Origin of the sequence: Sphaerospermopsis reniformis (assembly GCF_005402885.1) — a bacterium.
Taxonomy (GTDB): Bacteria; Cyanobacteriota; Cyanobacteriia; order Cyanobacteriales; family Nostocaceae; genus Sphaerospermopsis; species Sphaerospermopsis kisseleviana.
Genome location: NZ_BJCE01000030.1, coordinates 1 through 21343, shown reverse-complemented (window position 1 = coordinate 21343; position 21343 = coordinate 1). Strand labels below are relative to the sequence as shown.

17 protein-coding genes are annotated in these 21343 nt (G+C 34.7%); 1 reads left to right on the top strand and 16 read right to left on the bottom strand.

The features are described from left to right. Positions 1-108: 108 nt before the first annotated feature. The 15 genes from FFR48_RS06655 to FFR48_RS06585 all read right to left on the bottom strand — a co-directional run bounded on the left by FFR48_RS06655 (position 109) and on the right by FFR48_RS06585 (position 17781). The gene (locus FFR48_RS06655) at positions 109-1503 is read right to left on the bottom strand and encodes a vWA domain-containing protein (RefSeq protein WP_137666799.1); all 1395 of its coding nucleotides are present in this window, start codon (positions 1501-1503) and stop codon (positions 109-111) included. 90 nt (positions 1504-1593) lie between these two features. Beyond that, positions 1594-1977, bottom strand: coding sequence for a hypothetical protein (locus FFR48_RS06650; protein WP_096565431.1), 384 nt, complete (start codon positions 1975-1977; stop codon positions 1594-1596). Between the two features lie 10 nt (positions 1978-1987). Further along, on the bottom strand, positions 1988-3466 hold the full coding sequence (locus FFR48_RS06645) for a vWA domain-containing protein (protein ID WP_137666798.1): 1479 nt from the start codon (positions 3464-3466) through the stop codon (positions 1988-1990). Continuing rightward, positions 3463-4833 carry a serine hydrolase gene (locus FFR48_RS06640; RefSeq protein ID WP_137666797.1) on the bottom strand — a complete coding sequence of 457 codons (1371 nt, stop codon included), beginning with the start codon at positions 4831-4833 and terminating at the stop codon, positions 3463-3465. Before FFR48_RS06640 ends, FFR48_RS06645 begins: the two co-directional genes overlap by 4 nt. Then, positions 4830-5831: an ARC6/PARC6 family protein gene (locus FFR48_RS06635; RefSeq protein ID WP_236104012.1), complete on the bottom strand. Its 1002-nt coding sequence runs from the start codon at positions 5829-5831 to the stop codon at positions 4830-4832. The genes FFR48_RS06640 and FFR48_RS06635 overlap by 4 nt, the downstream gene beginning before the upstream one ends. A 74-nt stretch (positions 5832-5905) precedes the next feature. Then, entirely contained in the window at positions 5906-6709 is an 804-nt protein-coding gene (locus FFR48_RS06630) for a hypothetical protein (RefSeq protein ID WP_137666796.1), read from the bottom strand. Positions 6710-6720: 11 nt separating this feature from the next. Further along, the gene (locus FFR48_RS06625; RefSeq protein WP_137666795.1) at positions 6721-7701 is read right to left on the bottom strand and encodes a hypothetical protein; all 981 of its coding nucleotides are present in this window, start codon (positions 7699-7701) and stop codon (positions 6721-6723) included. 71 nt (positions 7702-7772) lie between these two features. Next, the gene (locus FFR48_RS06620; protein WP_236104011.1) at positions 7773-9194 is read right to left on the bottom strand and encodes a vWA domain-containing protein; all 1422 of its coding nucleotides are present in this window, start codon (positions 9192-9194) and stop codon (positions 7773-7775) included. Positions 9195-9198: 4 nt separating this feature from the next. Continuing rightward, on the bottom strand, positions 9199-10476 hold the full coding sequence (locus FFR48_RS29305; RefSeq protein WP_236104010.1) for a hypothetical protein: 1278 nt from the start codon (positions 10474-10476) through the stop codon (positions 9199-9201). Positions 10477-10628: 152 nt separating this feature from the next. After that, positions 10629-11552: a hypothetical protein gene (locus tag FFR48_RS06610; protein WP_137666794.1), complete on the bottom strand. Its 924-nt coding sequence runs from the start codon at positions 11550-11552 to the stop codon at positions 10629-10631. 181 nt (positions 11553-11733) lie between these two features. Further along, positions 11734-14055: a hypothetical protein gene (locus tag FFR48_RS06605; RefSeq protein ID WP_137666793.1), complete on the bottom strand. Its 2322-nt coding sequence runs from the start codon at positions 14053-14055 to the stop codon at positions 11734-11736. A 467-nt stretch (positions 14056-14522) separates the two neighbouring features. Then, a complete protein-coding gene (locus FFR48_RS06600; protein WP_137666792.1) occupies positions 14523-15398 on the bottom strand; it encodes a TRAFAC clade GTPase domain-containing protein in 876 nt (291 codons plus the stop codon). Continuing rightward, positions 15391-16215, bottom strand: a complete 825-nt coding sequence (locus FFR48_RS06595) for a TRAFAC clade GTPase domain-containing protein (protein ID WP_137666791.1) — start codon at positions 16213-16215, stop codon at positions 15391-15393. Before FFR48_RS06595 ends, FFR48_RS06600 begins: the two co-directional genes overlap by 8 nt. 74 nt (positions 16216-16289) lie before the next feature. Continuing rightward, positions 16290-17036 (bottom strand): hypothetical protein, encoded by a 747-nt coding sequence (locus tag FFR48_RS06590; protein ID WP_137666790.1) that lies wholly within the window; start codon positions 17034-17036, stop codon positions 16290-16292. Between the two features lie 586 nt (positions 17037-17622). Then, the gene (locus FFR48_RS06585; RefSeq protein WP_162501850.1) at positions 17623-17781 is read right to left on the bottom strand and encodes a hypothetical protein; all 159 of its coding nucleotides are present in this window, start codon (positions 17779-17781) and stop codon (positions 17623-17625) included. A gap of 31 nt (positions 17782-17812) precedes the next feature. On the opposite strand from FFR48_RS06585, the gene ilvD reads away from it, so the two are divergent. Continuing rightward, positions 17813-19507: a dihydroxy-acid dehydratase gene (gene ilvD / locus FFR48_RS06580; RefSeq protein WP_190347201.1), complete on the top strand. Its 1695-nt coding sequence runs from the start codon at positions 17813-17815 to the stop codon at positions 19505-19507. Positions 19508-19809: 302 nt separating this feature from the next. On the opposite strand, the gene FFR48_RS06575 is transcribed toward ilvD, so the two are convergent. Further along, positions 19810-20979, bottom strand: coding sequence for an NAD(P)/FAD-dependent oxidoreductase (locus tag FFR48_RS06575; RefSeq protein ID WP_137666789.1), 1170 nt, complete (start codon positions 20977-20979; stop codon positions 19810-19812). Positions 20980-21343 lie beyond the last annotated feature (364 nt).

The window sequence follows — 21343 nt, the reverse complement described above, 5'->3', positions numbered from 1 at the left end:
GGTTTTTTCTCCTGATTGTCAATTATTAATTGTTTTCGTGCAAGGTTTTACAGCCACCCCTAACTTTGAATTAGGAATTATCAATTATCAATTATCAATTATCAATTACTATGTTCCTGTGAGTTTTCGCATTTCTTCTTCTGATGGCATTTCATTAATATCGTCACCCATTTTCACGGTTTTACCTTTTGCACCCATTTTGACCGTTTTCCGAGTTCCTGGTGAGATTTTTCGGGTTTTACGCAGTTCTGCTTGGGCGTTATTTAAGGATTCTGTCATGTCTGTGTTGCCGATTTTAACTGTCATCCGTCGGGCTGTTTCTAATATCTGTTCGGCTTTTTCTGGGTCTTTTTCTGCTATTCTAGTAGCTTGATCAACTAAGTTAGATATGTTGCATTGTTGTACATAATCCATGACTTCTTTATTAACTTGGGCTACATTTTGTTCTCCGGGAATAAATTGAATAATTAGGTTTTGTGGTGGTAGTTCACCGCGGATTTTTTGCCCAGGAATGTCATACGTTAATCCTAGTTGGGCAATACGTACACGAGAGGCGGGGCGGTTATTAATGGTAAATTCTAAAATAAATATGGTTTCGTCATTAGCGATCGCATTTCCTAATGGATAAGGATCTTGATTGAGAGGAAATTCTGCTTGGGTAGGATAAGCACGAACTACGCGGGTTAGTTCTACTCCTTTGACTGTTTTTACTGTTAAGGCTAAATTGGTGATAACTTCTTGTTGGGCTTGGCTATATTCAGCGATGATTTTATGAGGTAAATCTAAAATTGATGTTTCTGTACCTTTGGCAATTCCTGGTACTATATATAGTAATGTTCCTCCTGTAAAATCGCTAAGATGAGTCAGTAAATCTTCGTTAAATTCTTCCCCTACTCCTAAGGCTGTAATTGGTATATTATTAGTGGCTAAATTATTAGCAATTGACCGACATTGATCTTCATCAAATGTTTGTCCATCGGTAAATAATAGGATACGTTTGACTGTCATTTGTTGTTCACTTAACAAATCAAATGCACTCCGTAATCCTAAACCCATGCGTGTACCACCGGAAAATTCTCTCAGGTTGTTAATGGCGGTTTCTAGTTTTTGGACTTCTGTAGCACTGGTTAACCCAATAATTTGGGAAGCATTATCATCAAATTGGACTATGGCAATGCGATCGCTTGTTGTTAATTTTCCTGAATTTACTAATGCTAATAAGGATTCAATCACTATATCTATTTTTGATTTTCCCCCTGTCACTTGTTGATATTCTTTCCCATCTTGTTGATAAGTAATACCTGTAGGTTTGACATCTCCTGCTACTACTTCATACATTGATCCACTGGTGTCAATCACAAAGGTAAATGTGGTAGGTGGGCGACTTGTAGCTACATCTTTAATGGGACGTAATTTCAACATCACAAATAATTTTTGTGCTGTGCTGTCTGCTGGCATAAATTCCCGATGGGGAGTAATATTAACGTTAATAGCGTTCTGCATTTTTATGTCCTAATTGAATGATTATTGAATGATTATTGAATGATTATTGAATGATTATTGAATGATTGTTGAATAATTAAATAAACATGATTACACAAAATTCAAAGGTGGTAACATCCCAAATTGTGGTTCTATGTCTGATATATCTGGGTTAATAATTTTCGGGGTTTCTTGATTGCCGGTTTCTTGTAATTTGTCAATGTTCTCCTCTATCAATAATCTTAAATTGAGAGTTAGGGAACTAAATCTATAACCCTCTTTAATATCTTCTATCCAGGTTTGAATAATGTTATTAAGTTGGTGATCCTTGATTGCTGATAAGCTGAGATTTTGTAATGTTGTACGGATAGTTTCTTTTATGGTGGGAGTAAAAACCTGTTCTGGTGTATCTTCTTGCATGGGGTTTAAATCTAGGGTGTATTCATACCTTTCGTTTGAGTTTTGGATTTTGAGGTAAAATGTATATTTAACCATTATTAGTTAACTATTGATTAGCGGTTTTATCCTTGACTTCTATGGTAATTTGTCCTAGTTTACGAGTATCTCCAATCTTTAAATCTTGAGTTGTTTTCTTCATTTTTTTCATCATCGCATATTCTTGATTAAATTCCATAATAATATTTTCTCCTTCTTTGAAGATTTTAGCAGTAATTGGTGTAAATCCATCAGCAGAATTTACAGGAATTTCCACATTTAAAGATGTACCAATTAAAATTGGTTTTGTTCCTAATAAATATGTTGTTTTTTCGGTGGGTGTCCAATGTACCAATAAATATGGTGCTGATGCTAATTGTTTTTGTTCTATCCACGCTATCATTAAACCAATAAAAAATCCCAGGATAGATGCACCGGATAACCGCCCCAAAATATCACCGAAAATACCAGCAGTAATTAAAAAACCACTAGCACCAATTCCCCCGCCAATTGTTCCTCCTATTAAGGCATTTTTGAGGTTTAAATTAGGAACGAAAAATTTTGTACCTCCTCCTACTAACGCTCCTAAAATTACCCAGCCGGCAATTCTACCAACTTCTAATAATGCTATATTAGATAGAGGTGAAAATATTAAAAATAATAATTGTCCTGTTGTACCTGCTATTGTTCCTGCTATTAAACTACCACTGACGGCAATAATTCCTTTTTGTGTTGTTAATAAAGGTAAACGCATATAGCGGTTTTGTCCCATAATTAAAGCTAGGGATATTCCCATTGCTAAAAATGCTGTCCAACCACTCATACGTAATAATAAATCACCAATACTATAGTTTTCTCTAGAATTAGACTCAACTAATTGTTGATAAATTACAGCTTCTGCGTTACGAAATGCTTGATCAAATTGACCGGAATTAGCATAAAATACTAAAGAGCGATCGCCTGTAATTTGAGTTAAATAATTAATATCCGCGTCTCCAGTAGCGACTGCAATTAATTTTATTCCTGCGTTTCTAGTTGCTAAGGCTGAATTATAAGCAAAATTGGGATCATCTGGTATACCATCGGTAAATAAAATGATATTATTATTGATGTTCTGATTTAATGTAGTTGTTTGTAATTCTCCTAAAGCTGTATCCATACCTTGAGCCATTGGTGTAGAACCATCTTCTGATAAACTACTAATGGCATTATTTAAAGTGTTAATGTCGTTTGTCAGAGGAGTAACAGTTTTAACGTCTATACCAAAATTGACGACTGCTATTTGATCCGTCTGTAAATTACGACGTTCTATAAATTTACTAGCTGCGGTTTTGACTTCTGTTAATTTGCCATCACTCATACTTGAGGATGTGTCAATTAACAAAACTATTGCTTGGGGTTCGTTTTGGGTAGGTGTATCAGATTTAGTTAAGGCTAAAAATGGTTCTCCTAATAAAATTGCTGCTGTCAAACATCCACCAGCGCCGTATATTGCAAATAGTAGAGGTTTGTTGTTTTTTAAGCGATTAAGTAGATTAAAAGTTGTCATGGATTTAATTCAGATATTGTATTGGGACTATTTAGCATTTTTTCGTAAACTAAACGCGAGATTTCTGGAAATAAAGTTTTATCTTGAAAAAAACTTGGGTCATCTCCAAAAACAACTAATATATATTTACATTTTCCATCAGGACTAATTATGATAGCTGCGTCGTTACGAGTTTTAGAGTTCCAGCCCATTTTTGAATAAAACTCAACATCTTCAGGTAGTCCCTGACCCAAAAAACCCTCAATAGCATTAAATTGTTTATTTTTCCAAGCTGCTGGCGCTAAATCTCTTTTCATTAATTTTTTCATTTTTCTACTATATTGTTTAGAAATTGATTTTTCGGTATATATTTCATATAATAATCTTGCTACATCATAAGATGTAGTATAATTGCGAATAGGGTTTGTTTCACTACGACGAATTTGTAAATCTCTGCCTACAGGTCCATCATTTTTTTTATAAGAAGTAGGAAACACTTTTTGGCTGATATTAATTATATAATAACCAGCATCTTGAAAAAATAAGTTCATGGCTAAACGCTTTTGCAGCCAGTCTTGTAACTCTTCATCTGATAGAGATTTACCTGATTCTGTTCCTGAGATTTTATCTACAATCACACTAGAAGATTCGTTATCTGAATCCTGAATCATTTTCTTTACATCTTTATCAGAAATGATTCCTTGTTGTAACTGATTACTGTTGTAATTTCCATACAAATAAACCATCCAAAATAATTTTACTACACTTGCAGTAAATCTAGGTTCTTTTGATAAATACCCAGAATAAGTAGGAAATTCTGGCTGATTTATTTGTAATAAACTAACAGATAGTTTATCACTCGGCAAACCTTTATTTTCTACATAATTTACAATTTGATTAACTATGTTGTCTAGATTTTCATTACTTTTAAATTCTGGAGACTTGACATTATAAACTAGACTAGCATATTTATTTGGTAGATTTTCTAAATTATAATCATCAGGTTGAATCAATCTTGTTTCGTTCAGTCCTATACTTGGTGGTGTAAATTGTATAGTATTTTCCATTATTAATGGAGAAGTAGTTGACATTTGTTCTGTTTTTTCTGTTGTTTTTTCTATTGTTTTTTCTGTTATATTTTCCTTTGATAAAGAAACAGGAATTTGACTCTTACTAAAAGGCACAGAAATCTCATTTTTACCACTAATACTAGGATTAGAAGTAACATCTAGTTGAACTGTAGGTAGAGATTTTTCAGATTGATTCGCAATCAATTTATTAACAATAATTATTAACAAGGAAATAGGTAACAAGAAAAGGAAAATCAACCTTTTCAATAATACTTTTTTATTGACTTTATATTTTTTGATCCGAGTTTTATTATTCATCTTGCTACCTTCCTATAATCATAAATTTTCCAAGTTCCGTTTTCTTTTTCAAAAACGTAGATAAAATTATTAGTGTAAGATCCTGAATTTTGTCTATCAATTCCTCTTTTACCGTATAAATACAGTTCCTCGGATACTCTAACTTTTATGTAAGGTAATTTTCCCGAATTAGAAAAATCAATAACTCTTTGTATTTCTGAAGAATTGTATTTGTAATAAGCATCATTTTCTTCTAACCACGCTACTGGTCCATCAGGTTTAGTTGTAAATGTATGTAGTTTTCCTGTTGCTAATTGATCTACCAAGCTAGTATCAAAAGGAGGTCCAAATATCTGAGGTTTTGCTGCATACCATCTTTGGACTAATTCTAATGCTTCTTCTTGAGAAATATCATGTTGTGGCTGTACAGGTGTAGGAGTATATTCAGGTGTAGGAGTATATTCAGGTGTAGGAGTATATTCAGGTGTAGGAGTATATTCAGGTGTATTAGCTCTAGTAGTATTAGGTCTAGCAGTATATTTAAGTGTAGGACTAGATTCAGGTGTAGGAGTATATTCAGGTGTAGGAGTAGATACCGCAGTTTCTAAATTTCCTAAACTTATTTTTAAATCAAAAGTTTTTACCCCTTGGGGTGCAGCTACTTGAATAATATATTTACCATTTTTAGGCAATTCTCCACCGTCGATAATTTCATTATTTGGAGTAAACACCCAAAGACAAATATCCGCATCAGTGCTGTAATTTAATTTTTGTCCTGTGGTTGCTGTAAAAGTATATCCAATATGTTTATTAACACTAACTTGACCAGATTTCGTAATTGTATTTTCATCTAATGCAACTGCTTCTACATCTTTTCCAGTTAGGGAAACTGTAGGTTTATCACCACAACCAGAGGAGGTAACAACATTATTCTGAAAAATAGAGTTAAGTGGATTTACGTTTGTTTGACAACCAAGGATAGATAGACAGGTACAACACACAATTAACTTTTTGATCATATCATGTAGTTTCCCTAAAATTATTTTTTCAGATAAGTCTCAGATAAATCTCGGATAAATATTAACTTGGATCATCATGGTTCAGACTTGTCATTAATTAGCCAGGTATTATTATTTTCGCTCCATATTAAATAAATACGATTGCGAGTATCTTTAAGCTCTCTACCATCGTTCATATAATACCATAACTCAGCATCTATACTAGCAGTATTGTTACTAATGTTTACAATCTCAATGTTACCAATTTTGATTTCTTTAACACTATTCCACCATTGTTGATATTCGGAATAACTACTAGAATAATTTTTAAACTGATCTGATAAATTACTCCATGTTTGACTATACTCGCGGTTGTTTAAAGATAAATAATAATTTCTAATAAAAACATCAGGATCTTGTCGATTTGAATTTTTTGTCTGTTTTGTTTCTGAGAGACTTGATTGAGTTAATGATATTGGAGTTTCTGCATCTTTTTGTAATTGCAATGCTACATCAAAAGTAGTTGCACCTTCCATAGCAGCAATTTGGATAATATATTTACCATCAACAGGTAAAACAGGATTATTCATTAATTTATTATCTGGTGTATAAACCCAAATACAAATATTTTGATTTGTTTGATAAACTAACTTATTACCAGTTTTACCCATAAAAGTGTAACCAACTGATTTATTAATGCTGACTTGACCAGATTTTGTAATTGTACTTTCATTTAGTACCATAGCTTCTACATCTTTTGCATTCAAGGAAACTGTAGGTTTTTCACTACAACCAGAGGAACTGATATAATTAGATAAAAAAGACTGATTTTGACAACCCATAATTGATATAAAGGTAGAATAAATGAATAAATTTTTGATTCTGAGTAATATTTTCATATTTGTGTAAATTACTTATCATGTTTAATTTTAGTGACATACCAAGTCTCATTTTCCTGATCCCAAACAAGATAAAATTTTAATCTCAAAGGAATTGATTTACCATTTTTCATTTCATAGCGACTTCTAAAATTGACAATAGCAGAATCATTATTCTCCGATGCAATACTAACATTATTAACATTGACATAATTAACTTTTGTCCACCATTCAATAAAAGAATCATAACCATTAGGGTGTAATTCTTTGTCTTCTTTAACTTCTGTGGGGTAAATATCCCAAGCTGAATCATACTGTTGATTATTAATCATAGTATAATAGTTTTCTATAGCTTTTGCTGGTGATATTCTATTTGGTATTGTTGATACTGATATTGATTTTTCAGAAATATTTTCTTTTGGTGAGATATTATTAGTTGTTTTTTGTGTCTGAGTTTTTTTGATCTTAGTTGTTGTTACAGGTTTAGGAGAAAATGATTTTTTGATCTTAGTTGTTGTTACAGATTTAGGGGAAGATGATAAATTAACAGCTTGGGTATTATCTTCTAGTTGCAATGCTAAATCAAAAGTAGTTGCACCTTCCATAGCAGCAATTTGGATAATATATTTACCATCAACAGGTAAAACAGGATTATTCATTAATTGATTATCTGGTGTATAAACCCAAATACAAATATTTTGATTAGTTTGATAAACTAACTTATTACCTGTTTTCCCTATAAAGGTATAACCCAGTGATTTATTATTTGTCACCATCCCTGACTCTGTGATGGTTTGAGAATTGAGAGAAACAAGTTTAACATCGTTGGTTTTTAAAACTGTGGTTGGTTGGGTAGAACATCCAGAACTATTCTGAGAATTATTCTGAGAATTATTCTGAGAACTATTCTGAAAAATACCCATTTCATTAAGTGGTTGAATTGGTAAACAACCAGTCAGGAAATAAAAACTCAAAACACTTACATAAAATCTAAGAATTTTCATCAAGTTCATTCCTTTGTATTCCTTAAATGCACTCTTTCAATTCATTCTTTAAATTCATTATTTCAATTCATTCTTTAAATTCATCTATTACCTTCTGCTTTGAGATATTTTCCCCAATAGTGAAAAGGAACTATCCCCCCTACAATAACGATAAATAACACCGTTATAACCATCATTAAACGAACTTCCCAAGGAAGCGATCGCCCAAACACAGGCATAATATATTCTACCTGTTTTGAATCCACAGATTTACCTTTTTCAGTTACCCTCACTTTAATATTATGTTTAGATCCTCGTTCTGCATTGGGTTGGGTATAGGTAATTTCATATTCTCCCAATAAAGCATTTAAAAATAATTGTAAGTTCTCTCCTATTGTTTCTGCATCACCAGAGAACTCCGCAATACCTCCCGTTAAATTGGCAATTTCCGCTAATCTTTTTTGGTCTACAAATTCCGCTTCAGGAACATTGATATCACCACGGGTAGCCGGTCTACCTAATTTATATTTTATACCTAATTCCTGTGGTGTCAATCCATAACCTAAAGTATGTACTGTAATGTTTTCATGATCTTTAAGTAACTTTTTTAAAGCCTCAAAATCAGCGTATTCATTCAGTGCATTATGATAACCATCAGACAAGAGAATTATTGATAGTCTTGGTTGTGGTTGGAAAGAATTTTCTGGTAATTTAAAACGCGAGTCTTTTTCATTACCTAAAAAATTCACAGCTTTGGTTAAAGGTTCATATAAATCTGTAGATGCACAGGGAGTTAAACCAGATAAATAATCTAGAAGATTTCCTAGTTTAACATCATCGGCTGATAGAAATTTATCTAAAGTTTCTTTATTGACAGGATATTCAGGACAATTATTGCCAGACTTACCAAAAGGAACTATAGAAATTTGTGTATTTCCTCCCCTCTCTCCAGAAATTTTAGTAAATTGCCGAATCGCCTTAATTGCACCAGTGACTTTTTTGATTCCCCTACTATCTACCTGATTCATACTACCACTAAAATCAAGTAAAACTATAATCCAAGCAGGAGGAGGTACACTTTCTTCTGGACTTTTCCAATCTTTAGGTTTAAATTGGACTGTCCGATTATCAACTGTTAATTTAAAATTAGTATCTTGTAAACCCATAACAGGTTTATCATTTTTATCTTTGACCTTAATTCTAACTGTTACTTTATCATTTTTAATTGTAGGACTACCCACAATTTCAGGTTCTTTAACTGCTGCTAAAGTAGGATTAAATGAAGCACCAAGTACCAACAAAAATACAGCTAAAGACTTACCAATAAAACAATTTTTAATCAACTCTTGTGGAACAGGCATCTTGCCTGTAATGCTGGTAATGCCTGTAATTGATATGATTTGTTTACTGATAATTTTTGATTTTCGATGGGCGGGCAGGACTTGTATTGAGCTTGTCGAAGTATGTCCACCAGACAATATTTGATCATCTGGAAATTCTGTTGTAAATTCTGTTTTTACCATGTCTTTAAGCCTGGGGATCTAAAAAGCGGTTATAGTAGACAAAACGATAATATTTCTCTTCATTAATACCATCGACACTTGTTGTATAAAAAGTTAAAACATAATTATGTTTTAAAGGAATACTGCGTCGAGACTTCAACCTAGTTCCATTTACTTCTATCGCATAAAAAAACTGATGATCTGGAATGAGAGTAGCTGTCCTTTTCTCTAGTTTAATATCAGCAACATGGAGCGGTAGACCAGGAATAGAAATATGTGTATTTTCAACAGTGCAGCCTATTCTGATTGTACCATTACCAGGTAACTGAATTGATAAACCTTCTTCAATTTCATCATCATTAATATTGTCAGTTTCTGTGATAAATGATAGGTAAGACTTATCAATCGCAGGATAAGATTGATTAATATTTGGTATTGGTGGATTTTGAGCATCATTTTTAGACTCTACAGACTCTACAGACTCTACAGACTCTACAGACTCTACAAATTCTCTAACATCATCCTCAGACTCTACAGACTCTACAGACTCTACAAATTCTCTAACATCATCCTCAGACTCTACAGACTCTACAGATTCTTTAACATCATCATTAAATTCTATATATTGTCGAGGAAAATTTTTAAATTCCACATATTCAAAACCTCTACCCGCCCGCAAAGCTGCAATATAACTAGGGGAGTTAGTGAGACTAAAAGCAGCACCTAATAAAAGACCTAAAATGCTAAAACCAATGGGATCTTCTATACCTTTAAATTCTGCCGGCATTGTCCCCCAACTTAATCGCATTATTTCAAACAAAACTGCTGCGGTAAAACTCGCACCAATACCAGCAAGAACGCTAGTTTTTAATCTTTGTTGAAAGCGTTTTTTACTTCCCGCTTCTATACTATACCACCGCCAACTTAAACCTTCCGCAATACCTACAGAACTACCAATTAATAACCATCCTAATGTTCTGACTATAGGTGTAGGTACACGAATAATTGGCAAAAAGAGAATTTGGGAAATAATACCAGCTATTAAACCAGAAAGTGTACCTAATCCCAAGGCGATTAATAGGGGTTGTTTGGCAGTTTGCAAACTGCGTTTTGGTCTGGTAGGGTTGCTGATAAATATTTCATTTATCACCATACCAAATGCTAAGGAAATTGCTATACAAGGAAATAAGACAATTTCGGGAAATTGTGATAATAACCCTAAATCTGTGAGGAAAAATTGACCTATATTCCAGCCTAGTAAGGCTGATGTAATGCCGGCTATGATGTAAAGGTAGATTCTCATAAATTTTGTAACCTCGCTTAATTATTGTTTGAACCTGCGGCAATCAAGTAAATTACCACTAGTATAAAAAATACCCCGAAATTTTGCAATGCAAAACCAAAAAAAGCTAAACCAATTGACGCATAAAAGAGAAATAATAAAACCTGAAATATTCATTTAATTAGAGTTATTGTAATGGCAATGATTGCTAGAAAAAGAGACTTTAATAAATTAAAAATTTTACCATACCAATAAATTATACCATGTTTGATGTATATCATCAATTCTATCATCTGCATGGACATTAACTCAATCTTTGTTGCTTTGCGTGTGATATACAAGCCATAAATAATAATGCCAGAATCACGATCTTTATAAGTTTGAGGATCTAGAGAAATTTTTGATAAAATATTTTGAGGAACTTCGCCACAACTCACTTGATAAAAATATGCAGCTAATTTGTATTCTGCTAGTAATTCAAATAGTTTTGCCATCGGGTAATAATATGTTAGATTATTGCTTAAATTATTACTTATATCTGACAAATTATCCATCCGAGAATTTAGCATTTCAGATTTAGGAGTCACATTTAAACCATGGTTAATAATTTTCACATAATCTTGATAACAAACATTCCAAATACTACCTTCCATCTGAAAGAACGATGCTAAAATCTCAGGAGTGATTTGTTTTTTCAGTAACTTAATCATTAACAAATCAATGCCCTGAATAATTTCTTCTTTTATTAGTTCATTGAGATATGCACTCATTTGAGATTGAAACCCTAAAGACATCATTTGATTTTCATCAGGTTTTTTACCAGGTTGAATATTCAACCATGCCAAAAACTGCGGTAAAGTCTCTGGAAGAACCATCGCCCTTATTGTCATCAATCTTACCATTTGCGGACTGTAAATTTTTTCCTTGATTCCAATATCAGCACCTTCATTATTAAAGAGATTTTCCCAATATTCATCAGTAACTTGCTCATTTTCTACAGCTTTAACAATTTCCTCCACTGCTTCCGGTTTGACTTGGGAACTGTGGATTAATTTCCGAATCGCTAATTTTAGTGATGTTTGTGTTTGTGAGTTCATGAAAGTTGTGAATATTGTGAATAGCGATGATTAATTCAACTTTTTGTGAGAAGTTGTTTGAAAAGTCTGTCATACTGTATCAAATATTTTACCCCTCCCTAATCCTCCCCTTGTAAAGAGGAGGGAACTGAACTGGATTATTTATTGTTTACTCCCTAGTATTATCTAGTATTATTTTGTGTCAATTTTGGTTTTCTTTCAATTTTGGTTTTCTTTCAATATCTTCTTTCAACTTTTTATAAAGATCAGAGTTTTTTAGTTCATCAATATTTATTCTCTCAGTATCACTATTATTTCTAAATAAACATAGTACGTAAAACCTGCCACAATCGTCTTCACCATTATTAACTGCGATTTTTTGATATGGTATCTTGTTGTTAATTTGATAAATATAAATTGCTCTCACCCATTGCTGTTGAGTCGCTAAGTCTGTTGATTCTTTATCAGGGGATAAATCCGCGTATTGAAGTTTATTTTCTTCTTTTGATATTGATTTGTTTAAGATTTGCTCTAGCTTGTTTGAGACTTGTCCTTGTGTTACTATTTGTTTATTGTTATTTTTTGTTTTTTTTGTTAGATTGTTTGTTGTATTACTGTTTTCTTGGTTTGATTCTTGTTGACTATTTTCCTCAACAACATCATTTACAATCGCTAGAATTAATGTCTTGATTTCATTAAAAGGATAAATGCCACTACCTGTCAATTCGTCATTATTTCGCAATATAACCTGACAGTCTTTGTTCTCTTGAGGATCGTTAAAAGTCTTACTACACAAAGATTTTTCAATATCAGTTGCACTAGTATAAGATTGCCAAGTTTTTGTACCGATAAACCAACCACTGACTAAGATTACTAGGGAAAGAGGAACAACCAATCCAAGTTTCATATCATACTCCACAATAAAAATAATAAAATCAAAGGCATGATCAATTAAATTCTTTTTTCGTACAAGACTTAAACCAAAAACAACAGATGAAGATCGGCGACGGTATGGTGAATCAGTTACTAGATCAAATAAATCTTTTTTGACTTCTCCCTCTTGGATTTGATAAAAATATGCAGCTAAATCATATTCTTTGAAATTTTCAAATAATTCAGCTAAAGGTTGATATCCTTCGATTATATAGAGTCTTTGTTGAATACCTTTCCAATTGTGTATTAACGTTTCCCAAATTTTCTTTTCACATTTCAAATTATTGTGCCATGAATCATTTTGAGTTTTAATTTGATTTTTAAGAACAGAATTTGGGTATAAGTTATTAGAATTAGAACAATGATCATGAATTAATTGTAAATCATATTTAATATCATTAAAAAATTCCTTTTGAGCATAAACCCAAGCACTACCTTCCATCGCTAACAACCAAGTAAGACTATCTACTGATATTTTCTCATCTAATAACTTGGGTAATAGATATTTAATTCCTGCTGATAGTAGTTCTTTAGGGAATGATTTCCGAATAGCTTTTTGCAACTCTAAAGACATCATTTGATTTTCATCAGGTTTTTTACCAGGTTGAATATTCAACCATGCCAAAAACTGCAGTAAAGTCTCTGGCAAAACCATCGCTCTTATTGTCATCAATCTTACCATTTGCGGACTGTAAATTTTTTGCTTGATCGCTTTATCCGCACCTTGACCATTAAATAAATTCTCCCAATATTCATCAGTAACTTGCTCATTTTCTACAGCTTTAACAATTTCCCCTACTGCTTCCGGTTTGACTTGGGAACTATTCATTAAACTGCGAATCCCGGCCTTTAACGCTGCTTCATCAAAATTAACTGCTGAAACAATCTGACTAGCATTAGCAATGGCTCGTGTTAGTCCGTCATAGGCTTTTTGTGATGCCGGTTGAATTATTTGGAAACGTTCTGGTTTTACCAGTGCTTCTACATTAAACGCCCAGGATACAGGTAAACCATTGTTATATGAATTAGATTTTCTAATAGCTAAACTGTTAAGAGTATATAAATCAATTTGCCGTTCTACTGGTAAAACTATCGGTTTTTGTTGTGCAAATGGTAAAGATTCATCTTCTTTTGTAGGATGAGGTGTAGGAATTTCTCCTGTAACTGTTGTAACTGTAAATAAATGAGGACTATCTTTAACATCTAAAGGGTTAAATCTTGGTTTTTGATTTTGTTCCCACCAAGCCAATATAAACCGTAAATAACTGTTATCTCCCTGACATAAAAAATAACGATAAAAAGCCGCACTGCGTCCCACTTCATCCTCTCCTCGTGTAACAACAGCGATTACACACCAAGCATCATCACCGCTTCCTACTACCCGCCCAATAATTGCTGGTTTTTCACTAGATGCACCTTCAGTTAAAGCAAATTCTTGATTAGCGATCGCCCTTTCTACAACTTGAGGAATAGGGTTAATAGTAGCGTTCATATATTGTCCCGTAAAACCAAGGGACACCCAACCATTATCGCGTTTTTGAATGTGAATACCTGTACTAAATTCGTGGATTTCAATGTTTGGTGAACTCATATTTTTTATCATGTTTTTTATTTTTACCTACAAGGAGAGAGGCTTTGAAATTTTGGTTTTAGTAGGGGCGAAGCATTCGGCTGATAACCTATCGCTAAAACCATTGATATTCTGTCTGAATGCTTCGCCCTTACGATAAAATTTTGGTTTTAGTAGGGGCGAAGCATTCGGCTGATAACCTATCGCTAAAACCATTGATATTCTGTCTGAATGCTTCGCCCTTACGATAAAATTTTGGTTTTAGTAGGGGCGAAGCATTCGGCTGATAACCTATCGCTAAAACCATTGATATTCTGTCCAAATGCTTCCCCCTTACGATAAAATTTTGGTTTTAGTAGGGGCGAAGCATTCGGCTGATAACCTATCGCTAAAACCATTGATATTTTGTCTGAATGCTTCGCCCTTACAATTAATGAATCGGTGTTCTAGGAGAGGGTGAGGGTAAGATCAAAAATGGGGAACTTCTTTCATACATGATCTAACTCTGGATGACGTGAACCTTTAGCCAGCCAATAAATGGGCGCAACTAAACCAAAAGGCCGCCACAGTCTAGGATTTTTAATTACTGCTCTCACTCCTCCTCTACTCCTATTTAATAAGTTAACATTTGGTTCGGGATATTTATTACCCAACATCCCAAAAGCAGAAGCTGTAAAAAATTCTATCTCTCCTCCTCCCATTTGTTGCCAAGCTTGTAATTTGCGGCAAACTTGGGGAAACCGCGCTGATGCTAAAAATCCTGGTTTATCTCGATTTACCCATAAATCAGATTGTTCACATTTATTCAATACTAAGGCAATTCGGCGCTTACTGCCATTGATATCATTCCGATCCAGTGCTAACAGCAATTTGTCTAAACCATTGGCATATTCTAAGTCTTTACGGCGACTGCTACCATCAACTAAAAACATAATACCATTAGCTTGTAAACAATCTTGTAAATATTCCTCTAACTGGGGATTTTGACTTTGATGTAATAAGTCATCAAAAAATTCTCCTGAATAGTCTTTAGAACTGATATTCAGGTTAAACAATGGAGAACCTATTTTTTTTTCTTTTAGAGTTATTTGCAAAGTGCAATCTGTAACCTGTGAGATATTTTTTAAATCAGTTTTTTCAAATTCTAACCCTTGTTCTAAGATATTCTGAGCTTTATTGATCAAGTCTTCTCCACCTTCATCTACAGCAGTTACAGCTTGCACTGGACTGTTAGGATCAGCATTTGGCCACCGTGCTAAAGAAGCCATATATGTGGTTTTTCCAGAAGCGCGATCGCCTATCACCCGTAACACTACACTACTTTGTAATGGGGTCTGATTTTTACTTTTAAATAAATTAAGCATCTTCTTTCATCTTCTTACCTGTACTCAACCAATAAAGAGGGGAAATCATTCCATAGGGAGACCATTGTTCAGGTTCTCTTAAAACAGAATATCTGTTCTGTTTTCCTAATTCTTCTTTGCGATTTGGTCGTGGATCTGTACGGTGTAAAACTCCAAAGGTAGAAATAGCATAAAACTGTAGATTTTTACTAGGAATATTGTCTTTTAAAAATAACAGTGTTTCTGGAAAATGAATGGCAAATAAATCATTTTCTGGATCTAACCTACCAGGCCACAGTTCCCCTCTTTCACATTTACTCATGGCTACAGCTAACCGTAAATCCTGCAATCTTTCTTGTTTATCCATTAAGTCTATGAACCTTTTGAAAACTCGTTTATAAAATTTATCTGTTCCTTGTTTCCACTCAGTTAACAAAATTAAACACCCTTGAGTATCTTTACTTAAACACTCATTCATAAATTCTTCATGGACTGGATCAGCAGATACAGATTCTAATTCTTTAAAAACTTCTCCTGGATAGTCACGGACAGCTAAATTAATTTTTTCTGGTTTTTGCCATTTTTTCTGGATTTCAATCAAAAATGAGTAAACTTTTAAATCATCAATGGTTGTAACATAGGTCCGAGTAGGCTCTAAAGATGCACCTTCTACAATAATATTTTCTGCATTATCTGCTAATTCTTTGGTTTCGTCATTTAATGCTTGAACTTTAAAATTTTTCTTTCTCCAAGCTGCTTTACTTGGTTGATAAGCCAAAGCTGCTAAATAAGTAGTTTTTCCTGAAGCCTGTGGTCCAATTACGTGAATATTGCCCATATCACACCCTTGTAATGATTTTTCAAATCTTTGTTATCGTTGAATAATATCCATAATATCTACATGATTTACACCTATTTAGCCAAAAAACTACCTAAATAAATCCAAGGTAATTCTAGGAGACTCCGATGGTAAATAGATGTAATAAAACACCGCACAGAACCGCCATCAATACCTTGATTTAATTTTTCTATCTGGGAATAAATCGGACGAAAATATTTTTGTAAAACATAACTATGTCGTTGTTGCCAGTTGAGGGAACTACCGTGGGGTTTATAAGCTAGTTTTCCTCCTTCTGTGGATAAATTACAAAATAAATCAGCTTTGTTCATACAAATAGCCAAATGTCTGACTTTTGGACATTGTTGATGGAAAAATGTTACCCATCTCTCAAAACGATTACACCATTGTTTCTGTGTGGGGAACTGTTCTACATCCACACCAGCTTGAAAAGTCATCCCCCGATGGGGTGGAATAATGAGTAATAGTCCTTCACTATTGCGAATAGGATCTAAAAATTGAATCCACCGATCAGTATTATCTTTTTGCCAACTTTTTCGCCATACCTCCCCCCCTGTATCAACCCAATTTACTAAAACCTGCTTGTTCCCAGACGGTAGCCGCCCATTCATATCTAAATAATATTGATATGGTGCTACTGCATCCGTGGGCTTGCCTTGGTAATTTTCATCCAGCAATAACAATCTCAGATTGTCATAATCGAGATTACTAACTTTGACATATTCACCATCGGGGTTGGCTAACTCTAGTGCTAGGTGAGTCTTGCCTGTTGCGCGATCGCCTATGTATACTACTCCCACACAGATTACTTTGATGACACTATATATATTTGAATCTAATTATACGATAATAGTTGTGACACAGTTTTGAAATGAAGTATATTTTTTTTATTTTTTTTATTTTTTTTATTTTTTTTATTTTTTTTGTGTAGCAGTTTGTTCAAAAAGTATAAAATAAAACCAAAAATCTACGATAAACTAACATCTCTACACTTGTTACATAAGTCATTACATAACTACGTAAAAGGTTTTTTAAGGTTTTTTTCAAGCATCTCACCTTGTAAGGGAGAGGTTTTAATAGGAGTTAATTTATACCTAAAAAAATTTTTAACAATTTCTAAAGATTTGTAAACTAAGTAATTTAAAGTGATAAGCTGTTGTGCATTTAATTTGTATAAGTGGAACAGGCATCTTGCCTGTTAAACAAGAGTTCAGAATATTAGGATCATACAATTTAGCTGTGTAACAGCTTATATCATGATTTTAATTACATTACTTCACGGAATAGCACTTTTAAAACATCGTTTAACTATAAAATCTAACTATAAAATCTAACTATAAAATTTAACTATAAAATTTAACTATAAAATTTATTTTACACGACTACTTATTTGATACATAAATAATCACCAATGATTAATAAGCCAATCATTAATAAATCAATAACTAAGAAACTAATAACCAATGACCACTTTTTGAGAGAATAAATATCTACAAAACCTACAAAACCTACAAAACCTACAAAACCTACAAAAATCGCCATCATAGCGATCATGGTACAGAAGGAATCAATAAAAATGGCAGAAAATTTAAGAAGTAAAGTAGTTACCCAAGGGGTGCAGCGATCGCCTAACCGGGCTATGTTACGGGCGGTTGGTTTCCAAGATGAAGATTTTAACAAAGCCATTGTCGGTATTGCCAATGGTTACAGCACCATCACCCCTTGTAATATGGGGATTAACAAACTCGCCCAAAGAGCAGAAATTGGTGTAAAAGAAGCCGGTGCAATGCCCCAGATTTTCGGTACTATTACCATCAGTGATGGCATTTCAATGGGAACAGAAGGAATGAAATATTCCCTAGTTTCCCGGGAAGTCATCGCCGATTCTATCGAAACCGCTTGTAGTGGGCAAAGTATGGATGGTGTGCTGGCCATTGGTGGTTGTGATAAAAATATGCCCGGTGCTATGTTAGCAATGGCACGCATGAACATCCCCGCCATATTTGTATATGGTGGCACAATCAAACCCGGAAAATATGACGGTAAAGACTTAACCGTTGTCAGTTCTTTTGAAGCAGTAGGTCAACACAGCGCCGGTAAAATTGATGAAAATGAACTATTCGCAGTAGAACGTAACGCTTGTCCCGGTGCTGGTTCTTGCGGAGGAATGTTCACAGCTAACACCATGTCCTCAGCCTTTGAAGCAATGGGCATGAGTATACCCTATTCCTCCACAATGGCCGCAGAAGATGAAGAAAAAGCCGAAAGTACCGCCAAATCAGCAGCCGTTTTAGTAGAAGCTATCCGTAAACAAATCTTACCCCGGCAAATTATCACCCGTAAATCTATAGAAAATGCCATTTCTGTGATTATGGCCGTGGGTGGTTCTACCAATGCAGTTTTACATTTTCTGGCGATCGCCCGTGCTGCTGGTGTAGAACTCACTTTAGACGACTTTGAAACCATTCGCGGCCGTGTTCCCGTCATCTGTGACTTAAAACCCAGTGGTAGATATGTAGCCACAGACTTACACAAAGCCGGTGGTATTCCCCAAGTCATGAAAATGCTCTTAGTTCATGGCCTGTTACATGGTGACTGTCTCACCATCTCAGGACAAACTGTAGCCGAAGTTTTAGCAGATATTCCTGACGAACCATCACCCGCTCAAGATGTGATCCGTCCTTGGAATAACCCCATGTACGCCCAAGGACACCTGGCTATTCTCAAAGGCAACCTGGCTACTGAAGGTGCGGTTGCTAAAATTACCGGAGTGAAAAAACCAGCCATTACCGGACCTGCGAGAGTATTTGAATCAGAAGAATCTTGTTTAGATGCCATTTTAGCAGGGAAAATCAAAGCTGGGGATGTGGTAATTGTCCGTTATGAAGGACCCAAAGGCGGTCCAGGAATGCGGGAAATGCTCGCTCCCACCTCTGCTATTATTGGTGCAGGTTTAGGTGACTCCGTGGGTTTAATCACCGATGGGCGTTTTTCCGGTGGTACTTACGGGATGGTAGTTGGTCACGTTGCCCCGGAAGCCGCAGTTGGTGGTAATATTGCCTTGGTAGAAGAAGGTGATAGCATTACCATTGACGCTAATGCGCGGTTATTACAGATCAATGTATCTGATGAAGAATTAGCCCGTCGTCGTGCCAACTGGCAACCCCGTCCACCCCGCTATACTAAAGGTGTGTTAGCTAAATATGCTAAACTCGTAGCCTCTAGTAGCGTTGGCGCAGTTACAGATTTAGATTTGTTCGATCATCATTAATTAGGGTTTGCTGAATAAACCTAAAACCTTGATATATCAAAGGTTAGAGGCTGATAAACACAGAAATTAGTGCAAGGGTTTTGAAGGGTATACCGGAAAAAGTGTGCATTTTTTGGGATTTCAAGAGATGGCAAAGAAATTTTCCAATCTCCTCCTGACTCCTGACTCCTGACTCCTGACTCCTGACTCCTATGCCCTCACGGAAAGACTTTCTCAGCAACCCCTAATTAGACCTGTCCGAAAAAGATGTAGGGACAATTCATGAATTGTCCCTACCATTGAAACAAGAATCCCCGTCCTTTTCAGGCGGGTAGCGTCAACAACTGATCAATAATCTTATCTTCCTGTCCAGATAGAAATTTAGCAAAGCGTTGTGCTAAAGGTGGAACAAAAACAAACGGACTGCTAAAACCAGAGAAAATATGAATATGTTCAAATTCGGGAATAGTACCAATTAAAGGTAATTTATCTTTGCTAAATGCAACTAAACAATGATGCCAAGTTCCTGGTAAATTTCCCAAAGCTGGTAATATGTGCGTGATACTTGTTCGCAACCATTTTTCACTTTCCTCTGAGTTAATTTGTTCATGGGGATCTGTAAGAATACGACTAATTTGACCTAAACGCAAACTACCATCAAGAAACTGGACTACACCTGCATCTAAAATAGGTGGTACTATTTCACCAGGTTGATCCCATAATTGATCATTTTGAGTTGATGCAATTTCTAATTGAAGGCGTTGTAAAATCGCCGGTGTGACTAAGGTGCGTAACCGCAGATCCACTGATGGAGTTTCAATTATTTCTGCATGAGAAAAATAAATCTTCACAGAAATACCTACTGATTTTAATAATTTTCGGCTCATTCCACCAGTACAAATGGCTATATCAGCACTGTGGAAGGTGTCCGTGGTTGTTTTTACACCTCTAAAACTTTTGTCAGCGACAAAAATATATGTAGGTTCTAATACTTTGGTAAACTGTATTTCTCCCCCCAGACGTAGAAATGCTTGAATGTATGCTTGCCTTAGTTTTTGCGGATGTACATGACCATGTTTGACAGTTAAAGTACCAGAGATAGCATTTTTATTGAGTAATGGTTCTAACTCACAAGCTTCTTGAACACTCAATAGCTGGGGTGGTGTGCTAAGATGAGAATAGGATGCGGCTGCTACCTTTGGTTCAGTATCATTAGCGATAGTTAGTAATAAATCTAATTCTCGGAATTGGATATCAGCATCTAATTCTGGCGCTAGGATTTGATAACGAGCGATCGCTTCTTGACATAGTTGTTGTGTCACAGGTGTTGTACCAGACCAATAAGCAATTCCACCATAACTATAGCGAGTAGCATTTTGTGGTGTTTTGTCTTGTTCTAGCAGCAGTACCGAAAACCCCGTTTTTGCTAATTCATAAGCAAGTGCAGCACCTGTAATTCCTGCACCAACCACAATCCAATCATACACTTTCATAAATAATTACATAAATAATTACAATTTGATTATGAAAATCCGTGCTGAAAATATCCTCGACTATCCAACCATAGCAAAAGTCAACACACTAGTACCGCTTCGCGGAAGTCAAAAGTCAAAAGTCAAAAGTCAAAAGTCAAAAATAATAGGTCGTAAGCTTTTTAGCGATTGAGAATGGTTGGTTTATTTACGCCGTGCTGTACTAACCCAAGTTGCTAGTTATGGGGAAGAGCGATAGCTACGCTGCACTTCGTGAACGCTAGGGTGAAGTTTGGGAAATAAATGGGTCAATAAAGTAATAACCCAAGTAGCCGGTAGAGATTCAAATGGAAAGAAAGTCATCAAAAATTGACTCCTGGAATGC

Excerpts from the sequence above, each read along its gene's own strand:
- FFR48_RS06630 (WP_137666796.1), bottom strand. The coding sequence starts at position 6,709 with ATGAAAATATTACTCAGAATCAAAAATTTATTCATTTATTCTACCTTT.
- ilvD (WP_190347201.1), top strand. The coding sequence starts at position 17,813 with ATGGCAGAAAATTTAAGAAGTAAAGTAGTTACCCAAGGGGTGCAGCGA.
- FFR48_RS06605 (WP_137666793.1), bottom strand. The coding sequence starts at position 14,055 with ATGAGTTCACCAAACATTGAAATCCACGAATTTAGTACAGGTATTCAC.
- FFR48_RS06640 (WP_137666797.1), bottom strand. The coding sequence starts at position 4,833 with ATGAATAATAAAACTCGGATCAAAAAATATAAAGTCAATAAAAAAGTA.
- FFR48_RS06585 (WP_162501850.1), bottom strand. The coding sequence starts at position 17,781 with ATGATGGCGATTTTTGTAGGTTTTGTAGGTTTTGTAGGTTTTGTAGGT.
- FFR48_RS06625 (WP_137666795.1), bottom strand. The coding sequence starts at position 7,701 with ATGAACTTGATGAAAATTCTTAGATTTTATGTAAGTGTTTTGAGTTTT.
- FFR48_RS06635 (WP_236104012.1), bottom strand. The coding sequence starts at position 5,831 with ATGATCAAAAAGTTAATTGTGTGTTGTACCTGTCTATCTATCCTTGGT.
- FFR48_RS06645 (WP_137666798.1), bottom strand. The coding sequence starts at position 3,466 with ATGACAACTTTTAATCTACTTAATCGCTTAAAAAACAACAAACCTCTA.
- FFR48_RS06620 (WP_236104011.1), bottom strand. The coding sequence starts at position 9,194 with ATGGTAAAAACAGAATTTACAACAGAATTTCCAGATGATCAAATATTG.
- FFR48_RS06655 (WP_137666799.1), bottom strand. The coding sequence starts at position 1,503 with ATGCAGAACGCTATTAACGTTAATATTACTCCCCATCGGGAATTTATG.
- FFR48_RS06600 (WP_137666792.1), bottom strand. The coding sequence starts at position 15,398 with ATGCTTAATTTATTTAAAAGTAAAAATCAGACCCCATTACAAAGTAGT.
- FFR48_RS06610 (WP_137666794.1), bottom strand. The coding sequence starts at position 11,552 with ATGAACTCACAAACACAAACATCACTAAAATTAGCGATTCGGAAATTA.
- FFR48_RS29305 (WP_236104010.1), bottom strand. The coding sequence starts at position 10,476 with ATGAGAATCTACCTTTACATCATAGCCGGCATTACATCAGCCTTACTA.
- FFR48_RS06575 (WP_137666789.1), bottom strand. The coding sequence starts at position 20,979 with ATGAAAGTGTATGATTGGATTGTGGTTGGTGCAGGAATTACAGGTGCT.
- FFR48_RS06595 (WP_137666791.1), bottom strand. The coding sequence starts at position 16,215 with ATGGGCAATATTCACGTAATTGGACCACAGGCTTCAGGAAAAACTACT.
- FFR48_RS06650 (WP_096565431.1), bottom strand. The coding sequence starts at position 1,977 with ATGGTTAAATATACATTTTACCTCAAAATCCAAAACTCAAACGAAAGG.